At 45.0% G+C, this 24,963-nt stretch carries 23 protein-coding genes; 1 reads left to right on the top strand and 22 read right to left on the bottom strand.

The features are described from left to right. Positions 1–5 precede the first annotated feature (5 nt). The 12 genes from D6855_RS04995 to D6855_RS05050 form a co-directional block, all read right to left on the bottom strand. On the bottom strand, positions 6–2,285 hold the full coding sequence (locus tag D6855_RS04995) for an ABC transporter permease (RefSeq protein WP_120738672.1): 2,280 nt from the start codon (positions 2,283–2,285) through the stop codon (positions 6–8). A gap of 14 nt (positions 2,286–2,299) precedes the next feature. Next, the gene (locus D6855_RS05000; RefSeq protein ID WP_120738674.1) at positions 2,300–3,553 is read right to left on the bottom strand and encodes an MFS transporter; all 1,254 of its coding nucleotides are present in this window, start codon (positions 3,551–3,553) and stop codon (positions 2,300–2,302) included. Between the two features lie 86 nt (positions 3,554–3,639). Next, positions 3,640–4,263 carry a TetR/AcrR family transcriptional regulator gene (locus tag D6855_RS05005; RefSeq protein ID WP_120738675.1) on the bottom strand — a complete coding sequence of 208 codons (624 nt, stop codon included), beginning with the start codon at positions 4,261–4,263 and terminating at the stop codon, positions 3,640–3,642. A gap of 62 nt (positions 4,264–4,325) precedes the next feature. Further along, a complete protein-coding gene (locus D6855_RS05010) occupies positions 4,326–4,976 on the bottom strand; it encodes a DUF6796 family protein (RefSeq protein WP_120738677.1) in 651 nt (216 codons plus the stop codon). Positions 4,977–5,006: 30 nt separating this feature from the next. Further along, positions 5,007–5,342: a DUF3795 domain-containing protein gene (locus tag D6855_RS05015; RefSeq protein ID WP_120738679.1), complete on the bottom strand. Its 336-nt coding sequence runs from the start codon at positions 5,340–5,342 to the stop codon at positions 5,007–5,009. A 121-nt stretch (positions 5,343–5,463) separates the two neighbouring features. Further along, the gene (locus D6855_RS05020) at positions 5,464–6,000 is read right to left on the bottom strand and encodes a Crp/Fnr family transcriptional regulator (protein ID WP_120738681.1); all 537 of its coding nucleotides are present in this window, start codon (positions 5,998–6,000) and stop codon (positions 5,464–5,466) included. 205 nt (positions 6,001–6,205) lie between these two features. After that, on the bottom strand, positions 6,206–6,547 hold the full coding sequence (locus tag D6855_RS05025) for a hypothetical protein (protein WP_120738683.1): 342 nt from the start codon (positions 6,545–6,547) through the stop codon (positions 6,206–6,208). Continuing rightward, positions 6,544–7,824 carry an MFS transporter gene (locus D6855_RS05030; protein WP_120738685.1) on the bottom strand — a complete coding sequence of 427 codons (1,281 nt, stop codon included), beginning with the start codon at positions 7,822–7,824 and terminating at the stop codon, positions 6,544–6,546. Before D6855_RS05030 ends, D6855_RS05025 begins: the two co-directional genes overlap by 4 nt. 102 nt (positions 7,825–7,926) lie before the next feature. Beyond that, the gene (locus D6855_RS05035) at positions 7,927–9,336 is read right to left on the bottom strand and encodes an MATE family efflux transporter (RefSeq protein WP_120738687.1); all 1,410 of its coding nucleotides are present in this window, start codon (positions 9,334–9,336) and stop codon (positions 7,927–7,929) included. Between the two features lie 18 nt (positions 9,337–9,354). After that, on the bottom strand, positions 9,355–9,582 hold the full coding sequence (locus D6855_RS05040; protein ID WP_120738689.1) for a hypothetical protein: 228 nt from the start codon (positions 9,580–9,582) through the stop codon (positions 9,355–9,357). 83 nt (positions 9,583–9,665) lie between these two features. Beyond that, positions 9,666–11,285, bottom strand: coding sequence for a histidine kinase N-terminal 7TM domain-containing protein (locus D6855_RS05045; RefSeq protein WP_120738691.1), 1,620 nt, complete (start codon positions 11,283–11,285; stop codon positions 9,666–9,668). Between the two features lie 17 nt (positions 11,286–11,302). After that, entirely contained in the window at positions 11,303–12,052 is a 750-nt protein-coding gene (locus D6855_RS05050; protein ID WP_120738693.1) for a LytR/AlgR family response regulator transcription factor, read from the bottom strand. 192 nt (positions 12,053–12,244) lie between these two features. On the opposite strand from D6855_RS05050, the gene D6855_RS05055 reads away from it, so the two are divergent. Further along, positions 12,245–12,442, top strand: coding sequence for a hypothetical protein (locus tag D6855_RS05055; protein WP_120738695.1), 198 nt, complete (start codon positions 12,245–12,247; stop codon positions 12,440–12,442). 23 nt (positions 12,443–12,465) lie between these two features. On the opposite strand, the gene D6855_RS05060 is transcribed toward D6855_RS05055, so the two are convergent. The 10 genes from D6855_RS05060 to D6855_RS05105 are packed head-to-tail and all read right to left on the bottom strand — an operon-like array spanning position 12,466 to position 24,945. After that, positions 12,466–13,041 carry a histidine phosphatase family protein gene (locus D6855_RS05060; RefSeq protein WP_120738697.1) on the bottom strand — a complete coding sequence of 192 codons (576 nt, stop codon included), beginning with the start codon at positions 13,039–13,041 and terminating at the stop codon, positions 12,466–12,468. A gap of 15 nt (positions 13,042–13,056) precedes the next feature. Further along, on the bottom strand, positions 13,057–13,974 hold the full coding sequence (rsgA, locus tag D6855_RS05065) for a ribosome small subunit-dependent GTPase A (RefSeq protein WP_120738699.1): 918 nt from the start codon (positions 13,972–13,974) through the stop codon (positions 13,057–13,059). 6 nt (positions 13,975–13,980) lie between these two features. Beyond that, positions 13,981–16,017, bottom strand: coding sequence for a Stk1 family PASTA domain-containing Ser/Thr kinase (gene pknB / locus D6855_RS05070; RefSeq protein WP_120738701.1), 2,037 nt, complete (start codon positions 16,015–16,017; stop codon positions 13,981–13,983). Beyond that, complete coding sequence (locus D6855_RS05075) at positions 16,010–16,771, bottom strand: Stp1/IreP family PP2C-type Ser/Thr phosphatase (protein WP_120738703.1); 762 nt, start codon at positions 16,769–16,771, stop codon at positions 16,010–16,012. Before D6855_RS05075 ends, pknB begins: the two co-directional genes overlap by 8 nt. 54 nt (positions 16,772–16,825) lie before the next feature. Further along, complete coding sequence (gene rlmN / locus D6855_RS05080) at positions 16,826–17,890, bottom strand: 23S rRNA (adenine(2503)-C(2))-methyltransferase RlmN (RefSeq protein WP_120738705.1); 1,065 nt, start codon at positions 17,888–17,890, stop codon at positions 16,826–16,828. 23 nt (positions 17,891–17,913) lie between these two features. Continuing rightward, on the bottom strand, positions 17,914–19,128 hold the full coding sequence (locus D6855_RS05085; RefSeq protein ID WP_120738707.1) for an ABC transporter permease: 1,215 nt from the start codon (positions 19,126–19,128) through the stop codon (positions 17,914–17,916). Between the two features lie 15 nt (positions 19,129–19,143). Then, positions 19,144–20,544, bottom strand: coding sequence for a 16S rRNA (cytosine(967)-C(5))-methyltransferase RsmB (gene rsmB, locus D6855_RS05090; protein ID WP_120738709.1), 1,401 nt, complete (start codon positions 20,542–20,544; stop codon positions 19,144–19,146). 8 nt (positions 20,545–20,552) lie between these two features. Further along, a complete protein-coding gene (locus D6855_RS05095) occupies positions 20,553–21,251 on the bottom strand; it encodes a zinc metallopeptidase (RefSeq protein WP_120738711.1) in 699 nt (232 codons plus the stop codon). Between the two features lie 10 nt (positions 21,252–21,261). Continuing rightward, positions 21,262–22,251 carry a methionyl-tRNA formyltransferase gene (gene fmt, locus D6855_RS05100; protein ID WP_120738713.1) on the bottom strand — a complete coding sequence of 330 codons (990 nt, stop codon included), beginning with the start codon at positions 22,249–22,251 and terminating at the stop codon, positions 21,262–21,264. A 39-nt stretch (positions 22,252–22,290) separates the two neighbouring features. After that, a complete protein-coding gene (locus D6855_RS05105; protein ID WP_120738715.1) occupies positions 22,291–24,945 on the bottom strand; it encodes an HD domain-containing protein in 2,655 nt (884 codons plus the stop codon). Positions 24,946–24,963: the final 18 nt, after the last annotated feature.

Genomic DNA, 24,963 nt, shown 5'->3' on the forward strand with positions numbered 1-24,963 from the left:
AATGATCACCTTCCTGTTCCTGACTGAAGACACTCGTAAGCTGCGATGCTGTGTATTTCGTATAGTCCCGTAAATGCCGCTGCGATAACTGTAAGGAGCGCCAATGCCGGCGCGAATGCAAATACTGTAAAGGGGCTGATGATAAACTTAAAGCCCTGGGCTCCCATGGCTCCAAGGAAAAGCCCTGCTATGCTCTGGCCTGGCACTACGCCAGCAAATACTCCAAGGGCAATGCCAATTACTGTCGCCGCGATGACCTTCCTCATATACTCCTTTTGCACGTCCCTTGATGTGAAGCCAAGAGCTTTTTTAAGTGAGCTGTCACTTCTCTCCCTGAATATCAGAAGTCTTAGAAGGAGCAGCACCACCACAAAGAGAACCATGCAGGCAAGGATTGTTGTTACTGCCGATGCGCTTCTGATGCCTCTTATGGTCTGTCCATAGGTTCCATCAAGGTATTCACTTATGGAAGTTACTTTTATTCCTTCGCCGGAATAAGCGTATTTTGTCTGATACTGCGCAGTCCATTCGTGGATCTTATTTGGCTCTTTTAGCGAGAGATAAATGATGCTCCAGATCACGGGAGTGTTGTCACTTTTGCTGTCAAAGCAGCCCTTGGCGGTCTTACCTCCGTTTGTGATGTCTGAATAGATTCCGCATACTGTGCAGGTCCTGCTGGTTTCTGTTCCATCTTCTGACTGTAGGAACACTTCTACCTTGTCGCCGACACTTAGCCGAAGCTCCTGCGCATTAAGGAGAGAAAGAGCTATCTCATTATCTGCCTTTGGATATGAGCCTTTGCTGTATCTGACCGGAAATCTTTTGTGGTCTCCGTTCTCGATAAGCAGGTTAACGCTCTTTCCATCCGGAAGCTTTGTCTTATAATTACCTGTTCGCATCAGCACGAAGTCCGAAACGCTATCGTCCGCTGTCAGCTCTTTTCCCAGGGACTCTGAAACTTCAGCTATGTCATCCATCTGCCTTATGTCGATGCGAACATCGCTGTCGCCAATTCCCATGTAAGTCACAAATTCCGGAGCCTTAAGGGTATTTGAGATGTTAAGCGGAAGCAGGATCATGAACACTGAAACCGCGGTGATGATGCATGTTGGGATCCAGAGATTTTTCTTTTTCCCAAAGCTTCCCTGGCCGTTTAGAACCTCTACCGTGGAGGCCTTGTCGATCTTCCTTAAGGTACGGCTTATGGAAAAGAGTATGATGCTCTCCACAAGTACCTCCCCAAGGATCATCAGAACGTATGTCATCGCAAGGTTTCCTGTATCTCCGTAAAGCTGCCTCATCTGGGCTGACAGGGGCTTTGCAAGGATAAGCGCTACGATGAATCCAAGGACCGTTCCCACCGCAGACAGCATCAGGTATTTGGACAGATACAGTCCTCTGATGCTCTTTCTTGACAGGCCTATTGCCTTTATCATTCCGATCTCGCTCCTGTCCTTTTCAAGCTGGGTAAATAGAAGGCACCTGATGCAGAACATGGAGATAAATAGCATGGCCACTGCAATAAGGAGTATCACCAGGATCATCATTCCATCGGAGAGGGCGTTCATCATCCTGATAAGCGGATAGGTGATGGTCGGGCCATTTCCGGGAAGACCAGCATCCTCGTAGGCTGTTGTAAAGGCGCTATAGTCGCTGCCATCCGAGAGCTTGAACTCAATCAGATACTCTTCGCTTCCCAGACAAAAGAGCCTGTCGTAGTCGCTACTGTTAACCAGAAACCTCTTTGAGGACGCCATCATGGAATTCATCTGGGAGTCCCTGAGAAACCCTGCGATAGTGAGCTTCTCGGATCCGATGTAGACACTGTCTCCAACCTGGGCATCGTACTCTTTTCTATAACAAACAGGAATATAGATATCGCCCTGTGATGGATAGATCGGGTGGTTGTCCATATCCACCAAATAGTCAAACTCAGGACTCTGGACGCAAAGACCGTTGTCCTGCATGTTGCCGTCCATGGACTTATCCCCTATCTGAAGCTGACTGTTTGGAAGATTGAGAAACCGGCAGATCTGTACTTTTTCTACATCATCTCTGCCCCTGGCAAAATCCATTATCTGCTCTTCATGGATGTCTCCTGCGTGCATCTGCAGAAAGTCAGGGGTCTGCGCGACATTCATCAGCGTGTCTATGGAGCCTGAAAGATTTACGAACAGAAGCGCCACAAGGCCCAAAAGAGCTGCATTCACCGTCATAAAGAGCAAGGTCCCTATTGAGGTCAGTTTATTCTTTTTTAGATCATTTATTATTAGTCTCTGGTACATAGGAAACTCCTTTCTTAAACAGCCTGTTCCTGCTCTTTGCTACTGCCTTCAAGCGCCCTGATATTCTTTGATAGCAGAACTGAGATGGATGAGATACAAAGGCACATCCCTGCAAACATGACTACCATTGCAGAGCCTCTTCCAACGCCGCGGCCGCTCACCTTTCCAAGAAAATCTGCAGCTGCTCCTGAAACTCCGTAAGATACCACATATCCTATCTGGGAGATAAACCCGATAAGCCCCCAGACTCTTCCCTGAGCATCATCCGGGACGTTGGTCCTGACCAGATAATCAAGGCAGTTGTTTGCAAAGGGAAGTGATGCGAAAAACAAAAATCCAAAGAGGCATATTACAAAGATGTTCTCCATAATTCCAAACCCAAACATGGCAAAGCCTGAAAAGATAAGAGCCGCACCAAGTGTCTTAACATAGCCACTCTTTATTCCTCTCATTCCAAGGAACACTCCGCTTACCAGCATTCCACTTGCACAGACAGTCTCTGCAATTCCAAGGGTCCTGGCATCTGAGAAAGACAGGATGAGTGGCTCCGCAAGGATCTGAAACATTCCCATGAAAAGAGTTATCACTGAAGATACAAAGACCAGAGTAAGAACTCCTCTTCTGTCGCTTAAGATCTGCCATCCTCCCTTGATACTCTCAAGAAGGGGCTCCTTCTTTTCTATCTCCCTGCTTCCAATGCCGCGTCTTACAACCGCAGCGCTTACAACTGTCAAAACAAAAGTACAGATATCAATGATCAGCAGAAGCTTTACATCGCTTACTGATAACAGGAATCCTGCGATGACCGGGGAAAAGAGATATCTTGCTGATCCCGCAAGAGATACCAGTCCGCTTGCCTTTGAAAACTCCTCTTTGGTCAGAAGATCTGTTATGGTTGCTCTGAATGATGGTTCAAGAAGAGCTGAAAAACATGCACTTATAAATACACCTATACAGATCTCAGTGATGGTCGCATTTCCTCTTATCATACACAGCAGAATGTAGATCACGCCAAGAGCTGAGCAGCCATCTCCTATCATCATAAGAAGCCTTCTGTCATAGCGATCTGCCAGTGCTCCTGCTGGAACTGACAAAAGCAGGGTTGGCAGAAAGCCAAGAAGTGTGACGATCGCCATGCTGGCCGCGCTCCCTGTCTGTTTAAAGATATATACCCCAAGGCCAAAGCTTGTGAGGCCTCCGCCCACTGAAGAAATAAGCTCTCCAGCCCACAGCAGCAGGAATTTTCCGAAATTTCTTTTTTGTTCCATTGTTTTCTCCTTTTAACCGACAGATTGTCGGTACAAATTTCTAATATATGGGACCGCCATTTCCTGGCAGGTCCCAGTTAACAGTATTATCCAAAGAATGGGCCAAGTACTTTAACAAGGCTCCCTTCTTTTGCTCCAAGAATCCTCTCAGTGTGATGAATAAACGCCTTACCTTTGGCCTTCATCTGCTTGGGGGTTAAGTTTTCCAGTTCGTCAAAGGCTACATTAGAGTAGATCATTATCATCTCAGATGCTTCCTGTGGGTACCTGGCATCAAACAGCCCCTGCTTGTTGCCCTCTTCTATGAGCTGTGCAAAAAGAGGTACCACTCCGCTTATGAGCTTTTCCTGCATCTTCTGGTGAAGCAGGGCGTTCTGCGGCTTGTGCATCTGTTCAAGTACAGCATCCTTGGCACCATTTTGTATATTGATGGCAAGTAGTGCCTTGGCAACCTTTTCAAGAACAGGCATATCCTTGTCGTTAACAATAGCCTTTGCTCCAGCGATCGCCTGTCTTGTCATCCTATCTATTATGGCATCCAGGATCTCTTCCTTGGAGCCAAAGTGATGATAAAGCGTTCCCCTTGCTATTCCGATCCTGGCAATGATGTCATTGGTACTTGCATTGTCATAGCCTTTCTCAGCAAAGAGCTCCTCAGCCACATCCAGTATTTCGTTTTTTCTCTCTTCTGCAGTCTTAACTATTCTCATATTATCTGTTGTTTTCAGGCTTTTTGGTATCAACCGACACCTTGTCGGTAATCATTATAACCTCAAAGACAGATTAATGCAAGTACCCCGTAAGCAGCCAGTCCCAGGCTTGCTGCGCAGCAGCTTGGAGCGTCGATAAAGATATCGAGCTTGGTTGCTCTGAACATAAATCCAATGAGCTGAAATGCCAGAGGATTAAGAAGTACACACCAGTAAGGAGCCTGCAACACTCCTGTAATTAGGAGCACTATCACCACCAGAGCCGGGATGATCACCAGCATGACATACAACGTAAAGAATGGAACATAGATCTGTCTGAAGGTAGACTGGATCACATCCTCCGCAAGTTCCTCGTCGCCCTTTGCCACTATCTTTCTATAGATGGTAGGCTGCTGGCACAGGAAGGTGTGGATCATAAATCCTCCCATGGCCCCACATAAAAACACTATAGTAAGGGTTGTTGCCAGAGTCTGATTCTGCTTGCCCAGAACCATCATAAGAGCGATAAATCCGCATGAATACATTGGAACAGCGAACATTGCCAGGATGTCAGACCACACAAATCTCCAGTGGGCCATGTTCATCCATTCGCTGTCTAAAATCTTCATCTTTCCAAGCTTCTTATTCTTTGGTCCCTTGAGGTCCAGCAAAAGATCTGCCGTGGCACACAAAAGTCCTCCAATAATTCCGATAATAGCTAATGTAGTGATCATATCTTTTCACCATCTTAAAGGTACTTGCCTTTAAGCCCTTTCAAGTCTCTTTCGAGCCTCCTCATTGTTGCCTATGATCATTGCGACCTTTTCGCATGCTGTCATTTCTGCGCAGTCGCCACAGGTCTCAACTTTTCTGCCAAGAGCGCACTGTCTTACCGGGCACATTGACTGGCAGTATGGAGTCTTAACTCCTGTAAGCCTGCAACCAACGCAGTTGATCATCTCTGGAGTGATCTCAACCCCATTGAGCTTACTCCACTCCTTTGCAACCTTCTGTCTAAGCTCGTTGTCATCATTTACTGTTGCGATCCTTGCCTCGCACTTCTCGCAGTCAAGTCCGCAAAATGCTATATAATCTGTCATAGTTTTCTCCTCCTGTTTCTGTATATGACAAGCCAATCTTTTTTTACTATGACCATCTTATCAGCAAAAAAATACAGCCCCTCATCATGCACTGATTTGGGGCTGCTTTACACTTATTTAACTATTTCTTATTGTTTCCCATGAAGTACATCTTTCCTCTCATTCCGCCGCCAGAGAGGTAGTATTCCTTGAGAAGATCTTTTTTGAGCTGATTGATGGTGTCATCTTCTTCCTTCTTGGTATAGGTCGCCAGCTCTTCACTAAGTGCCAGGATCTGGTGCTGCATGATCACCATGTTCTTGGCCATGTTCTTCATAATCTGAAGGATACTTGAATGATTCTCCTGAATGAAGTCACCAATTCGACCTTCTGTAACTCTGATGGCATAAACATCGGTGTAAGCTATGACTGTATAGATCGCCGGTGCCTGCATCAAAAGACCAAGCTCGCTAAAGCAGGCTCCTGGTCCGATAATTCCAATAAGCACTTCATTAGGAGTACCATAACCAACATACATCTCAGCCCTGCCCTGAATGATCTTGTACATATCAAGGCACACTTCACCTTCCTGAACGATCATGGACTCGGCCGGAAAAGTAACTATGGCCTTACCTTCAAACTTGTTATCACCTATAAGGTTATTATTACCGTCACCCATTTTATCTCCTTCTCAAATGACATTCTGATGTTCAATAGGGAAAAGAAATATTAACAGTTTTTCAGATAATAATATCATACTATATTATTGAGTTTTGGGACATCATTTCCATTGTCTTCTTCATATTTTCTTCAAACTGATCTGCCCTCTGTCATTTACAGTGAGCTAAGGAATAAAGTCATCTGTCCTGACAGCTTGTAGCATGTCAGAAATTGCTTCTGTTTTTTGATTTTGGGTCAAAAACGGCCTTTTTCAAAAAGGGGGACCATTTTTCTAACAGTATATTGATAAATGCTATGCGCTTTATTGATGCCGCAGCATTTTTTCCAATGTTCCACCACGTATTTAGCGAAGGACTATGCATTTCGTGCAACTCAAAATGGTACCCCTTTTTCAAAAACCGCGATTTTCGCCCAAAACCAGCTAGCACTCCATGCAGAAATCCTTCTGCCGCAGAAAAATGCCAACCCACAGGATAACTGTCACCCCACCGGATGGCATAGCTATCCATTACTGCTTGATTACTTAAATTCTTTTCTATCTTCAATCTTCCACATACTTGTATCTTCTCATGAATCTGCTTGATGTAATGGTTATGACAATACCTGTGATAGCCAGGATAAACATCATAAGAGCTGCTCCTGATCCCTTGCCTGTTCCAAAGACACCTGTCCAGAATGCACTACCACTCTTTACTTCCATGAATGGCTCGCAGATATGGTCCACGAAGAAGCCACCAAGGAAAAGACCTATTGGAATGGTAAAGAACTGCAGAGTATTTCTGCAGGCGTATACTCTTCCCTGAAGTTCGACTGGAACTGAATTACGCATGATAACATTCTGATTAGCTGCCATCAGTGGAACCAGCGCCCAGCCAAGGAACTGTCCGAAGCACCACACAACCGGATTTCTTGAAAATGCCAGAAGGAAGTTCTCTGTTCCAAGGGAAAAGAGCATTGTAAGGTATATTACTCTTACCCTGTCCTTGGGCTTTGGCAGAACAGTTGGAAGAAAGCTCCCAATAACCATGGCTATTCCTGAGCATGCTGTAACCACGCCAAGAACATTATTTCCCTGTCTTGGAATTACAAGAGCAGGAAGTACTGCATCAAAGCTTGAAGCTGTAAGGTTAACACCTGCCATAAACAGTATCACGTGAAGTACCAGAGGGTTCTGTTTTAAAAACACAAGTCCCTCTTTAGCAAGTACCAGTACGTTCTCACTCTTTCCATTACCAGTCTCAATCTCAGGAAGCTTAATGAACAAAAGAAGTGCCAGAAAAGCAATTCCAAATGTCACAAGGTCAACTCCTATAACAGCATCAAGGCCCGCAATACCATATAATGCTGCTGCAATAAGTGGATTTCCAATTGAGATAAGTGAACGTGAAAGAGACATAAGTCCACTGGTCTTCTGGTACTCATCCTTAGGTACGATCAGCGTATTTGCTACTTCAGAAGCCGGCTGCTGAACCGTGTTCATAAGACCTGAGAACATGTTGATGGCATACAGATGCCACATGCTAAGAAGGTCTGTCTTGTAGAGGACAAATACCAAAACTGTTGTAAGTGCCGCCATAAGATCGCAGACAAGCATGGTTTTCTTTTTATCGAACTTATCTGTGAGAGCCCCTGCAAAAATGCTCATGATAACATATGGTGCATAGGTGCAGATTGAAAGCGACGCTGTACTAAGTGCTGAGCCTGTCTTTTCATAAATCCACAGTGTCAGCGCAAACTGTGTCATGGCGCTTCCAAGCTGTGACAGGCTCTGGGTACTCCAAAGTATGTAAAAGTCTCTAAGTTTCATTATTCTGTTTTTCATTTTTCTTCGCTCCTTTTTCAAACAATTACTTCAGTGAAAAAGGAGCTCTTGCTCCGCAAATAGACATTGCTTTTTCCTCCTTGTTAATTTGCTTTATAAGTCTCACGAGGCCTTTGCGGTCTCGAAGCTTGCATTCTCATCTGCAAGATTGTGGAGCCAGCGCTCTTTTTTCATCCAGATATGGAATACTACAATCTTGACGATATCCAAAAACTTAACTGTCATATACATCTGGACAGGTCCTATATCTGTGAACCTTCCAAGTACAAAGAGCATCGGAAGCATGATCAGAATAGTAAGTGACGCATCTGCATAAGCTCCCATTTTTGTATCTCCACCTGCCCTTGAAACTGCCTGCTGAGCGTTCATATAAACCCAGACCGGCATAAAGAAGGACATTAAAATTACCATGCTCCTTGAGATTGCAATGGCGTTGTCTGAAAGCCTTCCAAAAGCTATTGGAATGATGAGGGTTGTGGCAAAGCCTACAAGAGTCATCATGCATCCAAATACAAAAGATCCGGAAAGCAGCCAGTTCTTTTTCTGTCTGGCCTCCTCAAGGTTTCCTTCTCCAAGAGTCTTACCAATGATCACGCTGGTGGCTGAGTAGATTCCGCTAAATGCCACAAAGAACAGGTTTGCAATGGCAAAGCTTGAAGCCATGCCGGATACTACATCTGCTCCTCCTCTTCCGTTGTAGATGGCAGAGGTAATGGTCTCAGACAGTACCCAGGTCATCTCGCAAAAGAGCATCATGGCGCCCTTCTTCATGATCTGGGAAAAGAGCTTTAGGTCCACCATAAAGTCTCTTGTAAATTTCACTGCAAACTCAGGCCTGGTCTTAAAATAGATCCCAGCGAATATCAGAAACTCAAGAGTTCTTGATATTACTGTTGCATAGGCTGCTCCCGCAACTCCAAGAGCAGGAAGACCAAGATGTCCATATATCAAAAGGTAGTTAAACACTGTGTTGGTAAGTGTTGCAATTATAGTAACAACCAGTGGTGTCTTAACCTTACCCATATCCCTTAAGGAACTGGCTATACAAACAGATCCGATAAAGGGTGGTCCTATGATGGACATGATCCTGATGTACTTAACACCTTCATCAAGAATCACTGCTGCCTGGGTGTTTCCCATTACCATAAGTGAAAGGACCTGCCTTGGATATATAAGACAAACCATAAAGTATGGTATCAGAATGATCAGTCCCATGATCAGCTTGAACATGAATGCCTGCTGCATTCCGCCCTTGTCCTTCGCGCCAAAATACTGGGTTAAAAAAATACCTCCTGCCATGCAGGTGGTATTTGCAAATACAATAAATACGAACATTACCTGCCCAGCCACGTTAACTCCTGACATGGACACATCTCCAAGTCCCGATACCATAAAGTTATCAATAAGTGATACCAGGCTCTGGATGAGTTGCTGTAGCATTATGGGAACTGCCAGAGCTAATGCACTTTTATAAAATTTCCAATCTCCAAACAAAGACTTTTTTTCTGTCATCAAAAATCACTCCAAACATCATTCAAAAACCTTCTGAGGCCATTTACAGATACCAACCTCAAGAGCGGTTTCTTCCTTCAAATGAAAATCTGCATACTTGCAGTACCAGCATCCCTTGATGCTTGGGATCGCTCCTTCTCTTGGTGTATATGCAGGACATCTATCGTCAGGCCAAACACTTCCATCTCGCTTTGGCACGTCATAAACGGTTTCTTTATTGTTATTATTGCTGTCTTTAGTTTCCATGTTTCTCCCTCCTGAGGATAATCTATCACAAGAAAAAAACAGGCCCCATAATTTCACTTATTTGGGCCTGTTTTACACTGATTCTATCCTATGATCATTCTAACTTTGAACCTTCCATCCTCAGCTATATATCTGATCTCGCTGCCTGTTTTTTCAGCGAAAGCTATGACGCTTTTTGTTCCAATTCCATGGCCCTGTTCATTGGTTATTGGATGTCCGTCCTCATCCAGCTCAACCTGTCCAATGCAGGAATTAACAATTTCCAAAAGAAGCTGATCCTTGAACTTGGCAGTAAGCTCAATAAATCGCTCTGACTCTGGAACCTCCTCGCAGGCGTGGATAGCATTCTCAAAGAGGTTACTAACTGCTATAGCAAGCTGCATCTCATCAACACCCGGTTCATACGGGATGTTAGTTGCAACAGAAGTCTTGATTCCTTTCCTCTCAGCCATAGTTACATAGTGCATGAGAGCCGCGTTGACCGTTGCGTTTTCGCAGTATCTCTTGGCTGACCTTGGTTCCTGGGAAAGTCTCTCCTGAAGGCACTCCCTCGCTTCTTCAACCTTGCCGTCCTGAATAAGAGAAAGCAGAAGCGCCTCAAAGTGTCTTCTGTCATGACGCATAGTCCTGTCCTGATTCATCAGCTCCTCTGTAGTAAGAAGACGCTCTTTCATGTTGTTGGCAGCCATCTCAATGATGGCAGCGTCTGCCTTAAGCTTGTACTCTCTCTGCTTAAGAACTGTTGTGTCGACCAGAGCATAGAGCTTACCAAAACTCTCTCCGTCGTCAAAAAGCTCTTTTTCCTCAGGAGTGTAATACCTGTCCTGGAAGGTTATGGTATCGCCTTTGATGATAGCCTCCTGGATCTCAGTCACAACACTCTCCGGATCCTTAACTATGTCAGGATAAAGAACCTTGGCATGCTGATTGTAGTACTGGATCTGGCCTTCAGAATCAACGGCGATAACGCCCTCTGCCAGAGTATCAATGATGTACTCCCTTGCCAGATCTATGATTCCAAGAAGGTTGTATCTGAAGATCGCTATGAACATAGCCACAGTTACAGCCACGTTACCAAATACCGAAACATCGAAGGTGTAGGTAACCGGGAATATGTGAGATACCTGAACCAGATACAGCGCGGTCTCAACAAGATAACCTGCGACTATGATCCAGATGCGCTTTTTTGCTGTACCACTGGTGTGCTTTCTAAGGGACTTAAACATCCAGAAGAGAATAAAAGCAATTGCAATGATCTGGTACTGCATAAAGAATGCATGGACAATTCCGCTCTGGTGAAGAAGAATCGGGAACATTCCGTTAGTGTTAAATATTGTTTTGGTGTAGTACAGATTGTGGTTAGGCATTGTGAAGATTATTCCATAGGTCACAATGTCGATAAGAACAAAGATCCTTACAATCACCTGCGGGATCCTTATGTGACACAGCTCAACTGTGAACATGAACAGCGAAAACAAAATCCACACTCTTCCTGCATATGAGAACTTAAGGGAAGCCATGTACTCGCCCTTAGTCTTTGAAAGCAGCTGCGCCAGATATCCGATATTGTTGATTATCATCACAAAGCAGTTCATGAACAGATAAGCATGAAGCCTGCTCTTCATATTTCGAAATACAATAAAGCTCTCAGTAAAGAGCCCGAGGATACTAAGGACAAGTATCGCCAAAAGAAAGTCATGCATCCTGTCATCCTCCGCTCTTAGAATCTGTAATCCATGTAGCTGTCCATAACCTCAGCGTACCTGCTCTTTGTGACAGGAATCTGCTCTCCGCCCCTAAGGGTGATATCGGTTTTGGTAAGCTTATCTATGGCAGCCACGCTGACAGCCAGTGACTCGTGGCAGCGCACAAACTCTTTTCCCGAATGGTTCTCAGCAAGATACTCCGCAAAGCCAATTCTTAAGGTTGGTGTGGAGATCACATCGCCGTTGTCCATGTGATATGACACCACGTGGTTTCGATACTCGATATAAAGGATCTCATCAAGACGAAGGGTCTGCATTCCGCCCTTGACCTTGATGGAAATGCTCTTCTCATTGGAGATGTCCACCCTGTCGATAGCCATATCCAGTGTATTAAAGAGCTTCTCTTTATCTATTGGCTTAACAATATAGTTTATGGGATTAACGTCGAATGACTCCAGGGCAAAAGAGCTCTCGGAAGTCGCAAAGATTATCTGGGCATCCGGCTGATTCCAGCGAAGTTCCCTTGCAGCCTGGATCCCGGTTACCATTGGCATTACGATATCGAGGATATAGATGTGAGGCCTGAAGTGCTCACACTCCTCTATAAGGGCGTCCGGATGGTCAAAGACCTTAACCTCAGCCTTAATACTTCTGTCCTTTAAATACTCGTCTACAAACCCCTGTACTCTCTCTCTGTCTGTCTTGTCATCATCACAGATTGCTATGCGAAGTGATGAATCTCTTGATAGTTCCTTCTCAGCCATAATGCCCCCTGAAAGATTTAATAAAACGCTCTGCTACTATTATAGCATCAACTTAGTTACCTTCTAAGATTAGAATAACAATGAATAAAGTTTTCCCATAAATATACACTTAAGATTAGCTAATTTACACTGATTTACATGGAAAAAATGTGAGATAATGATAGAGAAATTTAGAAGTAAGGAGATGCAAAAATGAATATACATTTATGCAAGGGAGATGAGACTTTAGAGCAGGCTCTTGAGTACATCAATTCCCATGACAAAGATAACAGGAAATACACCTTTGATAAGGAGGCAGACAGATGCTACATCGGTGATGAAGCTTTTTCCACTGCCCCGGTTCTTATCAATTACAAGAATACCTACTACGCTCTTCATGAAGTAGAGTAAAAAAACTTAAGGCTTACGTCAGCTCACTGAATATCCTCAATGAGTCTGTGCTTGCCATCAATGGATTCGTAAACAAATATCTCGCAGTTCTTGGGCCTTGGGCGCCAGATGATACCGCTCTTCTTGCTCTCAAGGTAACCTCTTATAGGTCTTATGATACCGCCGTGACAGGCAACCAGTACTGTTTCGTAGTCATGCTGTAAAAGCTCTTCGATGAAAGAAGCTGTCCTGGCCCTCATCTCTTTAATGGTCTCAACCCCTTCTGGAGCCGGGAAGATCTCTGGAAGGGACCAGTAAGCCATCATCTTAAGGCCTGTGCCATAGTAATTCATAAGCTCATATTTACCAAAGTTCGCCTCGATGATCCTCTCGTCAGTGATGACCTCTTCTTCGCTGACATCGCCTATTATGGAAGCAGTCTTTACAGCCCTTACAAGGGGACTTGAATATACTGCGTCGAACTTAATGTCTCCAAGCTGCTGCCTTCTGGCTGTGGCCTGGGCTATTCCCACATCGTTAAGTGGAATATCGCTTCTGCCCTGCATCATTCTCTTTTTGTTATAGTCAGTCTGTCCATGTCTGGTCAGATATATCTTCATGCTGTAAATCTCCTGTTATCTCTTTTTGCCTTTGCTGTAGTCAGGTCTCATGCCCTTGAGCTCAGAGTATATCACCTTGTAATTGTCATATCGAACCTTCGATACTTCTCCAGCCTCAACAGCTTTTTTAACGCCGCAGTCCGGCTCTGCTATATGAGAGCATCCGCCAAACCTGCACTCCGGCTCATATTTTTCAAACTCCGGATAGTATCCCATAAGGGAATCCGTTGTGACATCTCTTAGCTCCAGTGAAGTGAAGCCAGGAGTGTCAATGATAAAGGTCTCCTGCTGTTCGTCCGTCAGCTCTTTTACCAGAAACAGCTCTGAATGCCTTGTGGTATTCTTGCCCCTGTCGATCTTCCTTGAAAGCTCTCCAGTCTGCATCCCAGCATCAGGAACAAGCTTATTTAAAAGAGATGACTTACCAACGCCACTTGGTCCAGCCAGGGTAGAGGTCTTGCCCTTTAAAAGAGCTTTGAGCTCATCAAGGCCCCTTTCCTCTTTGACGCTGATAAACAGAACTCTGTAGCCGCACTTCTCGTAAGCGTCGTAGAGCTCCTGCTGTTCCTCTTTTGTTGCGATGTCCTGCTTGTTAAAGCAGATGATGACCGGAAGCCCATACTGCCTCATCATGATAAGAAACTTATCAAGAAGGTTGTAGTTGGGATTTGGCTTGACGATGGCAAACAAAATAACCGCCTGGTCGACGTTGGCAACAGGCGGTCTTATAAGTGCGTTGGTCCTTGGCAGGATCTTCACAAGATTGCCCTGCCTGGTGTCCTCATCTATTATTTCGATCTCAACGTTATCGCCAACTATTGGTTTTATATTGTCCTTGCGGAAGATTCCCTTGGCCTTACACTCATAGACTGTCTGGCCCTTGACCTCCACATAATAAAACCCGGCGATACCCTTCATAATCTTTCCCTGCATATAGGGTTAATTCTCCTGAGTAAATGTCACTGCTCTGGTTACTGTGTAATCAACTGGCTGACCACCAGTTGTCTCTCCTGTTTCAGGATTGGTGGTTGTTGGTGTTGTTGCTGTATAGACAAAGGTAATAGTACCGGTAGGTGCTGTGATACCCTTGTAGTTTCCTACTACTGGAAAATCTGATGTTGTTGTGCTAAGAAGTGTTGTTCCATCTGATGTTACGAGAGTTACCTTAACCGGGATTCCGTAGTTGTAGTTCTCACCCTCAGTTGGAGCATCAATTCTTGCGTCATAGCTGTAAGTTACCGTTGCTGGTCCTGTTGAGAGTTCCATGTTGATCTTGGTTCCCTCAGAAACTGAAGTGCCAAAAGCGATGCTCTGGGCACAGATCTTGCCTGTAAGGTTTGCATCCTCGTTGGATGTCTGGACGATTGTTCCCTGCTGAAGTCCAGCTTCAACAAGTGCTATAACTGCATCCTCTTCTGTCATGCCAATAACATTTGGAACTGTAACCTGCCCCTCTGATACTGCAGTTGAAACCTCGGTAGTTGCTGCCTTGGCGTCGTAATTGGATCCGTCGCTGACATAGAGCTTGATGGTCGCTCCGCTCTTAGCTCTCTCACCTGCTGAAGGTGATGTGGATACTACTGTATCCTTGGCTGCTGTATTCTTGGAATCAGCTTCTTTTGTTACCTTGAATCCCTTGTCATCCTGAAGGATAGATACAGCCTCTGCATAGGTTTTGCCTGATACATCAGGAATCTGAATGCCATCTGCATTGTCACCTGACTCTGTAACTGATGAAAGCTCAGAGCTTGCATTCTCTGAAGATTCATCTGATCCGCCAAAGAGTCCAAGACTTCTTCCAAGAAGAAGGATAACTATAAAGCCAACAAGAGCTGCTGAGATAATAGCCATTACTATGGTCATCTTCTCGATCTTGTTATTATTCTGATTGGACTGGGCAGGGCGGCGTCTTGGCTGCCTTGGCCTGTCATAGTCATAGAGATCTTCCATCTCGTCGTAGTCAGATCTCTTTTTCCTGCGACCATCGTCGTAGTCATCGTAGCGATCGTCCTCGTCGTACTCGCCCATTACATCAGTCTTGAGTCTCATGGTCTCAGATTCTGCAAGGCGATCATCAGCTTCTCTCATCTCCTCTTCGGAAGCAACTCTTGTTGCGCCCTCTTCGTCAGGGTCAACCAAGTTTACGAAGTCCTTGTCAGGAGTGATAAGAGATTTCTTGAGGTCTGCAATAAGCTCTGCGGCGCTCTGATAACGTCTGTCAGGGCTCTTCTGGCAGCACTTAAGGACTATCTTCTCGACGCTAATAGGAATCTCGTCGTTGTATTCAACCGGGCTTGGAAGGTCCTCCTGAATGTGCTTAATGGCGATGGCAACTGTTGTATCGCCGTTAAAAGGAACTCTTCCTGTGAGCATCTCAAAAAGAGTAATACCAAGTGAATAGATATCACTCTTGGCATCACTGTAACCACCTCTTGCCTGCTCAGGTGAGGTGTAATGAACTGAACCCATTACGTTGCTGGTAATGGTGTTGCTGGTTGCAGCCTTGGCGATACCAAAGTCTGTAACCTTAACCTTGCCTTCCTTGCTGATCATAATGTTCTGAGGCTTGATATCCCTGTGGATAATGCCGTTGTTATGAGCAGCTTCAAGGCCCATTGCAACCTGGATTGCAATGCTGACAGCCTCTTTTACGGAGAGGCGGGATTTCTTTTCAATATATTTCTTAAGAGTGATACCATCAACCAGCTCCATAACAATGTAGTTGATGCCATCCTCGTCGCCTACGTCATAGACATTAACTGTGTTTGGATGCAGAAGTCCCGCTGTGGACTGCGCCTCAACGCGGAATTTTGAAACGAAGTTCTCATTCTCAGAAAACTCCTGTTTGAGCACCTTAACAGCTACAAGTCTGTTCAGTTTATGATCTTTTGCCTTATAAACATCGGACATACCGCCGGTGCCAATCTTCTCAAGCACCTCATAGCGATCGCCGATCACCATCCCTATCTTAACCATCTATTCCTCCATCGCGCGGGGTCTCTTCTGCAAAGGGCTCGATCAGAATAACTGCAATGTTGTCCTTACCGCCATTGTTGTTGGCAGCCACAACGAGCTTCTGAGCCTTCTCGACAATATCCCTCTGGCCGCTTACTATCATGCGGATCTCTTCATCCTCAAGCATGTTAGTAAGGCCGTCAGAACACAGAAGGACCATGTCCCCACGATTTAATTCCACATTAAAAAAGTCGATGTCTACTGTCTCAGTGGCACCGATTGCCCTGGTAATGATATTTTTATCCAGATGAGTCCTTGCGGTCTCTCTGTCAATACCACCCATTCTGACCATCTCTTCCACCAGGGAGTGATCCCTTGTGATCTGAGTGATCTTGTCGTTGATAACGTAAAGTCTTGAATCTCCTACATTGGCTACCTGAAGGTATCTGCCAAGGACTGTACACGCCACAACTGTGGTACCCATTCCGAATAGTTCCTCGTTTTCAGCAGCCTTATCTCTAAGCTTTTTGTTGGCAATCTTGATGGCATTCTCCAGAATCTTAACCGGACTCTGCTCAAAGCTGCGCTCAATCTCTTCAACCATTGTGTCTACTGTAAACCTTGAAGCATAGTCGCCAGCGTTGTGGCCACCCATGCCATCAGCAACAATGAACACGTTGGAGAGATTGCCTATCTTCCTGTCGGAGGAAAAGACATAATCCTGATTCAGTTTTCTCTTTTTTCCGATGTCCGTAATGGAAAAAGTCTTAAGCAAAATTGCCTCCCGGTGGAACTAGTAAATTTCATCATGGAAAAAAAGCAGGTGGTACTACTTCCCTTCTAAATGACGCCTTCTTAGCTGTCCGCAGGCGCCATCAATATCCCTGCCCATTTCTCTTCTAATAGTAACATTTATTCGGCTTTTTTCAAGTTTATTTTTGAACTCCAGAGCCCCAGAGCGGTCTGTAGGCCTATAGTCTCTCTCCTTGATAGGATTTACCGGAATGAGATTGACTACCGCGTTAAGACCTGACAAAAGAGCTGACAACTGTCTGGCATCTTCATCAGTATCATTGACTCCTGCTACCAGCGAATATTCGAAGGTAAGCTGCCTTCCAGTCTTGTCAAAATAAGTCCTGCAGGCATCCAAAACCTCACTGATGCTGTAAGTATTGGCTATTGGCATCAGCTCTTTTCTCTTGGCATCGTTGCTTGCATGGAGAGAAAGCGCCAGGTTGATGGACAGCTTCTCATCTGCAAGTCTTAAGATGTTTGGCACTATTCCGCAGGTTGAGACTGTAAGATTTCTCTGTCCAAGGTTCATTCCGTTCTCATCTGTCAGGAGCCTTATGAACTTAAGGACATTGTCGTAGTTATCAAGGGGCTCTCCGCTTCCCATGACTACAACTCTTCCGATCTTTTCGCCTGTGTACCTTGAAATGGAATAGATCTGATCCAGCATTTCTGAAGGAAGAAGGTTTCTCACAACGCCGTCTAAGGTAGATGCGCAGAACTTACAGCCCATACGACATCCAACCTGGGATGATATGCAGACGCTGACTCCAAACCTGTACTTCATAAAGACGCTCTCAATGACGTTTCCATCTGAGAGAGCAAAGAGGAATTTTTTGGTCTCATCTATGTGAGACTCCTGAACCTCTACCACCTCAAGGCTGGTGTAAGAAAAGCCCTCTTTAAGCTTCTCTTTAAGAGCCTTGGGGATATTGGTCATATCTTCATACCCTGCTGCCTGCTTGACGTGCAGCCACTGATAGAGCTGCCCCGCCCTAAATGCTGGCTCACCCAGGTCTTTGATGCACTGGGTAAGCTCTGGCAGATCCAGGGATTTTAAATCTATTTTGTTATCTACTGCTCTAATATAATCTTTATCCATATCTAAAACATGCGCGTAGGCGCTTACTCGGTTCTAAGGGCCTCAATAGGATCCAGCTTGGCTGCTCTCCTTGCGGGATAGATACCAAAGAAAAGACCTATTCCTGTTGAGATCATAACGACCACAGTAACCAGCACCGGATTAACAACAAAGGAGAATCCAACCACCTTACAGATAAGGAATGCCACAGACAGACCAAAGATAATACCTATGATACCTCCTGTGAAGGTAAGGATTGCTGCCTCAGCAAGGAACTGCACCAAAATAGATGATGTCCTGGCACCAAGGGACTTTCTGATACCGATCTCCCTTGTTCTCTCTGTAACTGAAACCGTCATGATGTTCATAACACCGATACCACCTACAAGAAGTGAAATAGCGGCGATGATGGCTACTACTGAAGTGATGATGCTAAGGATCGAATTGGTTGTGGCATCAAAGCCATAACCTGATGAGATCTTAACCGCATTCTCTCCTCTAAGGCCCATGACATTTTCAACAACAGCTCTTGCCTGAGAGAGAACCTTGTTCTTGTTCTCACTGTCAAGATAGATGGTAAAAGAGGTGATTCCGGTATCAATATTAAGATCAAAAGACTTGGCAACTGATGTAAAAGGCGCATTTCCAGCAACCATTGCATCGTCGCCCCAGGCTGCAAAGGCGATATCCATTGAGGTATCTTCTCTTACGCCTATTACTGTAAATTCTGCAGTCAGATCGAAGGCTGTTATCTCAACAACCTCACCAACAACCTCTTCGTATCCAAAGAGCTTGTTGGCAGCGCTCTGACTGATAACGCACACATTTTTGGCTTCATCCACGTCGTTCTTGGTGTAGTATCTGCCGTGGAGCATCTTAACTCCGCCGCTTTCCTGAGAGGCCTCCATACCGCCTTCAAGCTGCATGGAAAAAGAACCTCTATTTCCAACGGCTGTTCCATAGGCAGAGTTTCCTGCGCTGATGCCGTAGATATCCTTAATCGCATCCTGTATAGTCAGGAGCTGATCATAACTAAAAGACTTGTCTGTCTTGGTGTCATCAAGTGAAACACTTACTGTTGTAGCGCCGATGGTATCCATCTCGCTGTTTACTGTCTCCTTCATGCCATCACCAATGATAAGCACTGTGAGCACGGCTGAAATACCAATGATAATACCAAGCATTGTAAGAAATGATCTGCCCTTGTTGTTACCAATGCTGGACAGAGCACTTTTAATATACTCTCCAAAAGTTCCCATTTTCTAAACTCCCATTTAAACTCTCCTGAGTTTCCCAATGAAGAATCCGTCGGTGCCAAAGGCTCCAGGGATAAGCTGTATATATCCATTTTTTGCGGACTTTACAAGCTCTTTTCCCGCATCACCCTCTGTGAGGGCCTTTGGAAGGCTATCTGAAAAGTCCACAGCTTCAAAAGGAAGCTCAGCACAAATTCGTTTACACATTTCCTCGTTTTCTGCCCTGTTTACGGTACAGGTGGAGTACATCAGGGTTCCACCTGGCTTGACGTAATCCCAGACAGTTTTAATGATCTCCCATTGAAGAGCGGATAGTTCCATAAGCCCTTTTCTGGAAGCGTTGTATTTAATGTCGTTTTTTCTGCCAATAATGCCAAGCCCTGAGCATGGAAGGTCGAGATAGATCACATCTGCCTTATTCTCCATGTTGCGGTCATGGATCTTGGCGTCGTGCATCTCTACCTTAAGATTTGTAAGCCCCATTCTCTCGGCATTTTCCCTTATAAGCTCGCACTTCCTCTCAGATACATCCCTTGAAAGAACTGTGCCAGCCCTCTGGGCCGCGTGAAGACTCTTGCCCCCTGGCGCTGCGCACACGTCAACTACTACGTGCTGGGGTTCTATCCCCGCTATCTCAGTCACCAGCATTGAGCTCACGTCCTGGACAAAGAATACTCCTTCATCAAATCCTGGTAAGAATCTTATATTATCTGTCTTTTCCAGGTCAAGTGCATATGGAAGAATATTGCTTCTTTTTACCACCGCACCTGCTGCCTCTAACTTCTCAATATACCTGGAAAATAGCGCATCTTCGGTATCATTTTCCTGCCCATAAACTTTTTTTAAAGTCTCAGGATTAATTCTTATTGTAGTAGGTCTTGGCTCAAGGAAAAACGAAAGAATCCCTTCTGTTTTCTCAAAGCCGTAATTTTCAAGCCACATGTTACAGATCCACTCTGGCATGGAATAGCAGGTGGACAGGTACTTGGCTCCGCCATCAACAGACTTGTCAGGGTATGTGATCTTATCTTTTCCCCTGGCAATGTTGCGAAGCACTCCGTTAACAAAGCCCTTGAGCCCTGAAAACTTGTGTTTCTGGGCAAGCTTGACTGCCTCGTTGCAGGCCGCAGAATCAGGGATAGCATCCATGAACATGATCTGGTAGACGCTCATCCTAAGTAGATTCCTGATAAATGGCTGCATCTTAGCTACAGGAGTCTTGGAAAAAGAGTCAAGGATATAGTCGATCTGAATCTGCCTCTCGATACATCCGTCCACGACCCTCTTCATAAAGGCCTTGTCCCTGGTCTCAAGATAATCATATTTATTCAGGCTGTCTTTTAAAAGAGATGGCTTACGAACGCCATCTCTCTCGTATTCTATGAGAATATTTAAAACCAGTTCCCTGACATTAGCCATAAACTAAATTAGTCCCTTCGTCTGTTTAGTAACACAAATCTCATGAGCTGTACAACAGCTGCTGCAGTGCTGGCAACATAGGTCATTGCCGCTGCTCCAAGTACTTTCTTACCGCCGCCGATTTCTTCAAAGGACAAAAGCCCTGTGTTTTCAAGAACTGCAAGAGCTCTTCTGCTGGCATCAAACTCAACAGGAAGAGTAACCACCTGGAAAAGAACTGCCAGAGAGAATACCCATATTCCAACAGTAACAAGTGGTGAAAAGCTAAGGAACAGTCCAAGAATGATGATCGGAACACCTGCCTTGGAACCAAAGCTTGCCATTGGCAGGATAGCTGTCCTTATCCTGAGAGGAAGATATCCTTCCTCATGCTGCATAACATGTCCGCACTCGTGGGCTGCAACGCTTATTGCCGCAACACTGGCTGAGTTATATGTAGACTCAGAAAGATTAACTGCCTTGTTTCTTGGATCGAAGTGATCTGTAAGATCACCGCCAACATACTGGACGATAACATCATCTATTCCGCTTCGTCTTAAGATCTCAAGAGCTGCCTGGGCGCCAGTAAGGCCGCATCCGGCTTTTACCTTGGCAAACTTCTTATAAACGGACTTTACCCTGAAGCTTGCTATCATGCACACAACTGCCATGACGATCATCAGGATATACATCAGAAAATCAACATTAATTCCACTTGAGTAATTCATAGTCACCTCTTCACTTTAAGATTGTTCCTACCTCCAGCTTGTTTCCAAGCAGGAAGGACTTAACATCCATTCTTTTTTTCCCCTCAAGCTGAACTTCTAATATCTGCAGGTAATCGCTTCCGCAATTTACCACAAATGAATCTCTGGTCAAAAGAGCTATCGCTCCCGGCTGGCTGTTTGCGGCAGTTTCAGCACTCTTGCCGCTAAGCTCAGAGTAGTCTTTGGCAAGCCTCTGGAAATCTATCTCAGATAAGGTCCTGGCCTGCCAGATCTTAAGCATCTTGTTTCCAAGATATGTAAAGGCTGAAGGCCATGGATTAAGGCCTCTTACCAGGTTTCTGATATCCTCAGCATCCTGCTCAAAATCAATCCTTCCCATGTCCTTTGAAAGCTTACCACACTTGGTGGCTCTCTCCTCATCCTGAGGAACAGGAGTAAGCTCCCCTGCTTCGATCTTAGGAAGAGCCTCAACAATAAGCTCGCCGCCAAGAACCGAGAGCTTGTCAAAGAGCCCTCCACCTGTCTCATCATCAGTGATAGGTATCTCTCTCTGAAGAAGGATATCTCCAGTATCCATTCCGGCTGCCATCTGCATGATAGTTACGCCGGTAGTTTTTTTGCCATCAATGATAGCTTGCTGGATAGGAGCAGCTCCTCTGTACTCAGGGAGAATTGACGCATGGATATTGACGCATCCAAACTTTGGAATATCAAGGATCTCCTGGGACAGGATCTGTCCAAAGGCTGCTACCACATATATGTCAGCATCGTACTTTTTAAGCTCTTCTACGTTCTCAGGAAGTCTTATCCTGACTGGCTGAAAAACAGGAATCCCATGCTCAAGGGCACAGGCCTTAACATCTGAAATCTGAAGCTCTCCGCTTCTGCCCTTTGGCTTGTCAGGCTGTGTGACAGCAAGTACCACCTCGTGTCCAGCCTCAATTATCTTTTCAAGGGCTGACCTGGCAAAGTCGGGAGTCCCCATAAAAACTATCTTCATATTATATCTGTTCTCCTGAAAAATCTTATCATTATCTGTTTAAATTCGCTTTAGAATAACCTTTTTCTGACTGATTGTAAAGTCGGACCTCTTATCAACTACTGCTCTGCAGTAATCAAGGGTCTTTTGCATCTTGCCGGTCATTTCCTTAAGGCCCTCTTCGATCTCTTTTTCATCACTCTCATAAGACAGAACGAAGGCATTTCCTGTCATGGCCATGTTCTTGATGGCGTTTAGCTTCTTGTTCTCAACGATCTCAACTTCATCTGTAAGAAGATCGATGTCATAAAGGACCAGAGGGTTCCTGGTTGCAACCACATCAATCTCGTCAGACAGTCTTATGAGTGCTGCAAGATATGGAAGGCAAATGGTATTGCCATTAGGAAGCCTGTAGTCTGATGGATACTCGTTCTCATCCAGAAGATCAGTTTTTCTGTGGCCTCTTGATATCTGCTTGATGGCAAATGCGTGTTCCCTGGTTGGTATCTCAAGAACCTCTGCGTACTTATCAATAAAGTAGCCGCTAAAGTCATTGTGGTAGGTTCTTACAAAGTCCGCTTTGGTTGCGCCTGGGTGACTGTCAAAATACTCTTTCTCCCCGAGCTTTTCCTTGCACTCGTCGTAGTCCTTTTCACTTATGCCCATGCCCACGTCGTGAAGATAACAAGCCATAAGAAGAACAAAGATCTCATCGGCGTTGAGCTTATCTATCTGGTCTCTTCCTATTATCCTGTTGCAGGAATCAATGACCGTAAGGCTGTGAAGTTCAGAGTGGTCCGTGTACTCCGGGAAAAGAAGTCTGTATCTGGTTAAAATTCTCTGGCTAGCAAAAACAGTGTCCTTAAATCTCTGATGAAGGTCCTTATCAAGCTCTTTAAGCTTTCTCTCCAAAAGGAAATCATCAGCTTCGTTCTTGATAAGGTCCTCTTCGCTTACAGTAACTGTAAGGACGTTAAGACCAAGCATATTCTGGTAGTTGACGTCGCTGGCGATATTGTAGACCATTCTGATTCCAAGGTTGTCAAAGCCGCCATCGCTTGAAGTCATCTCAGCCATCTGGTTTGGATCAAAGGGAGCGCAGTCATCCTTGATACGAAGCAACACCTTCTCTCCAAGGAAGATAGCCATTGCGTTTAAGGAATGTTTCTTTTTATCTGCGGAAAATCCGTGTCTTATTACGTTTCCAGCAAGTTCCTCAAGACAAAGCGCTGAGTAGTAGGCACTTCTTTTCTCCATGCCATGTTCAAGGCAGAACTGCTGTATCCTTGCAGAGGCCTCAGAAACATCGTCGTTACTGGTTATCGGGATATCAAGTACATTTCCTGGATCCACACCAAATTCCGGCTTAAGGAGCATCCACTCATCCATGTTCTTAGGGATCCTCTTCCAGAAGATAATGCAGTAGACAGGAACAGTCAGGATCGTAAGGACGATTCCAATGGGGTTGGCAAGCCATACGCCAAGAGCACCCATAACAGGCGCAAGGATAGCTGCCGGGATTACCATAGAAAAGAACCCGTCAAAGATTGACTGGATATTTACAAAGATGCTGTGGCCTGTAGCCTGCAGATAGTTGGTGAATATCTGGCAGATAAGGATCAGCGGGATACATATGGAGTAGATCACAAAGAGCTGATAAGCCAGATGATATACGTTTGAAGTCCTGTCCGGGAAAAAGACACTTGTAAGAAGTGGTGATATGGCAAAGATAACTGCGCCAACAACCACGGAGAGTAACATCCCCTTGGTAAATACAAGCTTTAAGGTCTTCTTCATTGAAGCCTTGTCCTCTTCACCCACAAAGACGCTTATAAGCATACGAACGATAGAGCCATTTCCAAGACAGTAAGCAATAAAGATACCGCATACCATGTTAAAGGAAGACATGGCTGAAAGGCCGTCATTGCCTGCATAGCGAAGAAGGATCCTGTTTATCACCATGCAGCGGATAGCTATACAGAATACAAGCATTGCCCCTGGAAATCCTATCTTAATGAGGTTTCCAAGATCCTGCCAGAGTATATTTTTAAAGCTGTAACGGAGCTGCGCCCTGGAAGTGAAATAGTAAGGCACAAGGATAAGAAAATAAGTGAGATTACTCAAAGATGTAGCAAGGGCAAGTCCCCAGATACCTAAACGAAGGACTGCAACAAATAAAACGTCCAAAGCCACATTTGAAATGATCATACCAGCTACGCCCACATAGCCCCTTAAAGACTGCCTCTCCATCTGAAGGAAGGCAGCAAGCTGCTGAGCAAAGAGCATGGGAATGATTCCGACTGCATATCCAAGAATGTAGGAAACAAGAGAAGCCTTGAGCTCTTCATTGGCTCCAAGTAAGGTCGCCAAAGGCCCAGGAATAAGAAAGCTTACTATTGTAAGAATAGTGCCAACGATAAAAGTGACTGTAAGGTTTAAGGAGAAGATACCTTCTGTCTTTTTGCTCTCTCCCTTTCCCATATATCTGCCGCACAAAACAGCGGTGCCTCCAAGAAGCACCGATCCAACTGCGGTCATTATTTCCACCATGGCATAGTACAGTCCTACAACACCAACGGCGGATGCATCTATGTATCGTCCTGCCATAGCGCCATCTACGATGGTGTTGATGGCTCCCATGGCAAATATCAGTATCTGAACTGGAAGTAACTTGAAAAAAAGACTTGATAGGAGCTTGTCAGATTTCTGTTTCATGTAAATCCCTCTCCATTA

The sequence above is a fragment of the Butyrivibrio sp. CB08 genome, from assembly GCF_003625485.1.
In the GTDB taxonomy this organism is placed as follows: Bacteria; Bacillota; Clostridia; order Lachnospirales; family Lachnospiraceae; genus Butyrivibrio.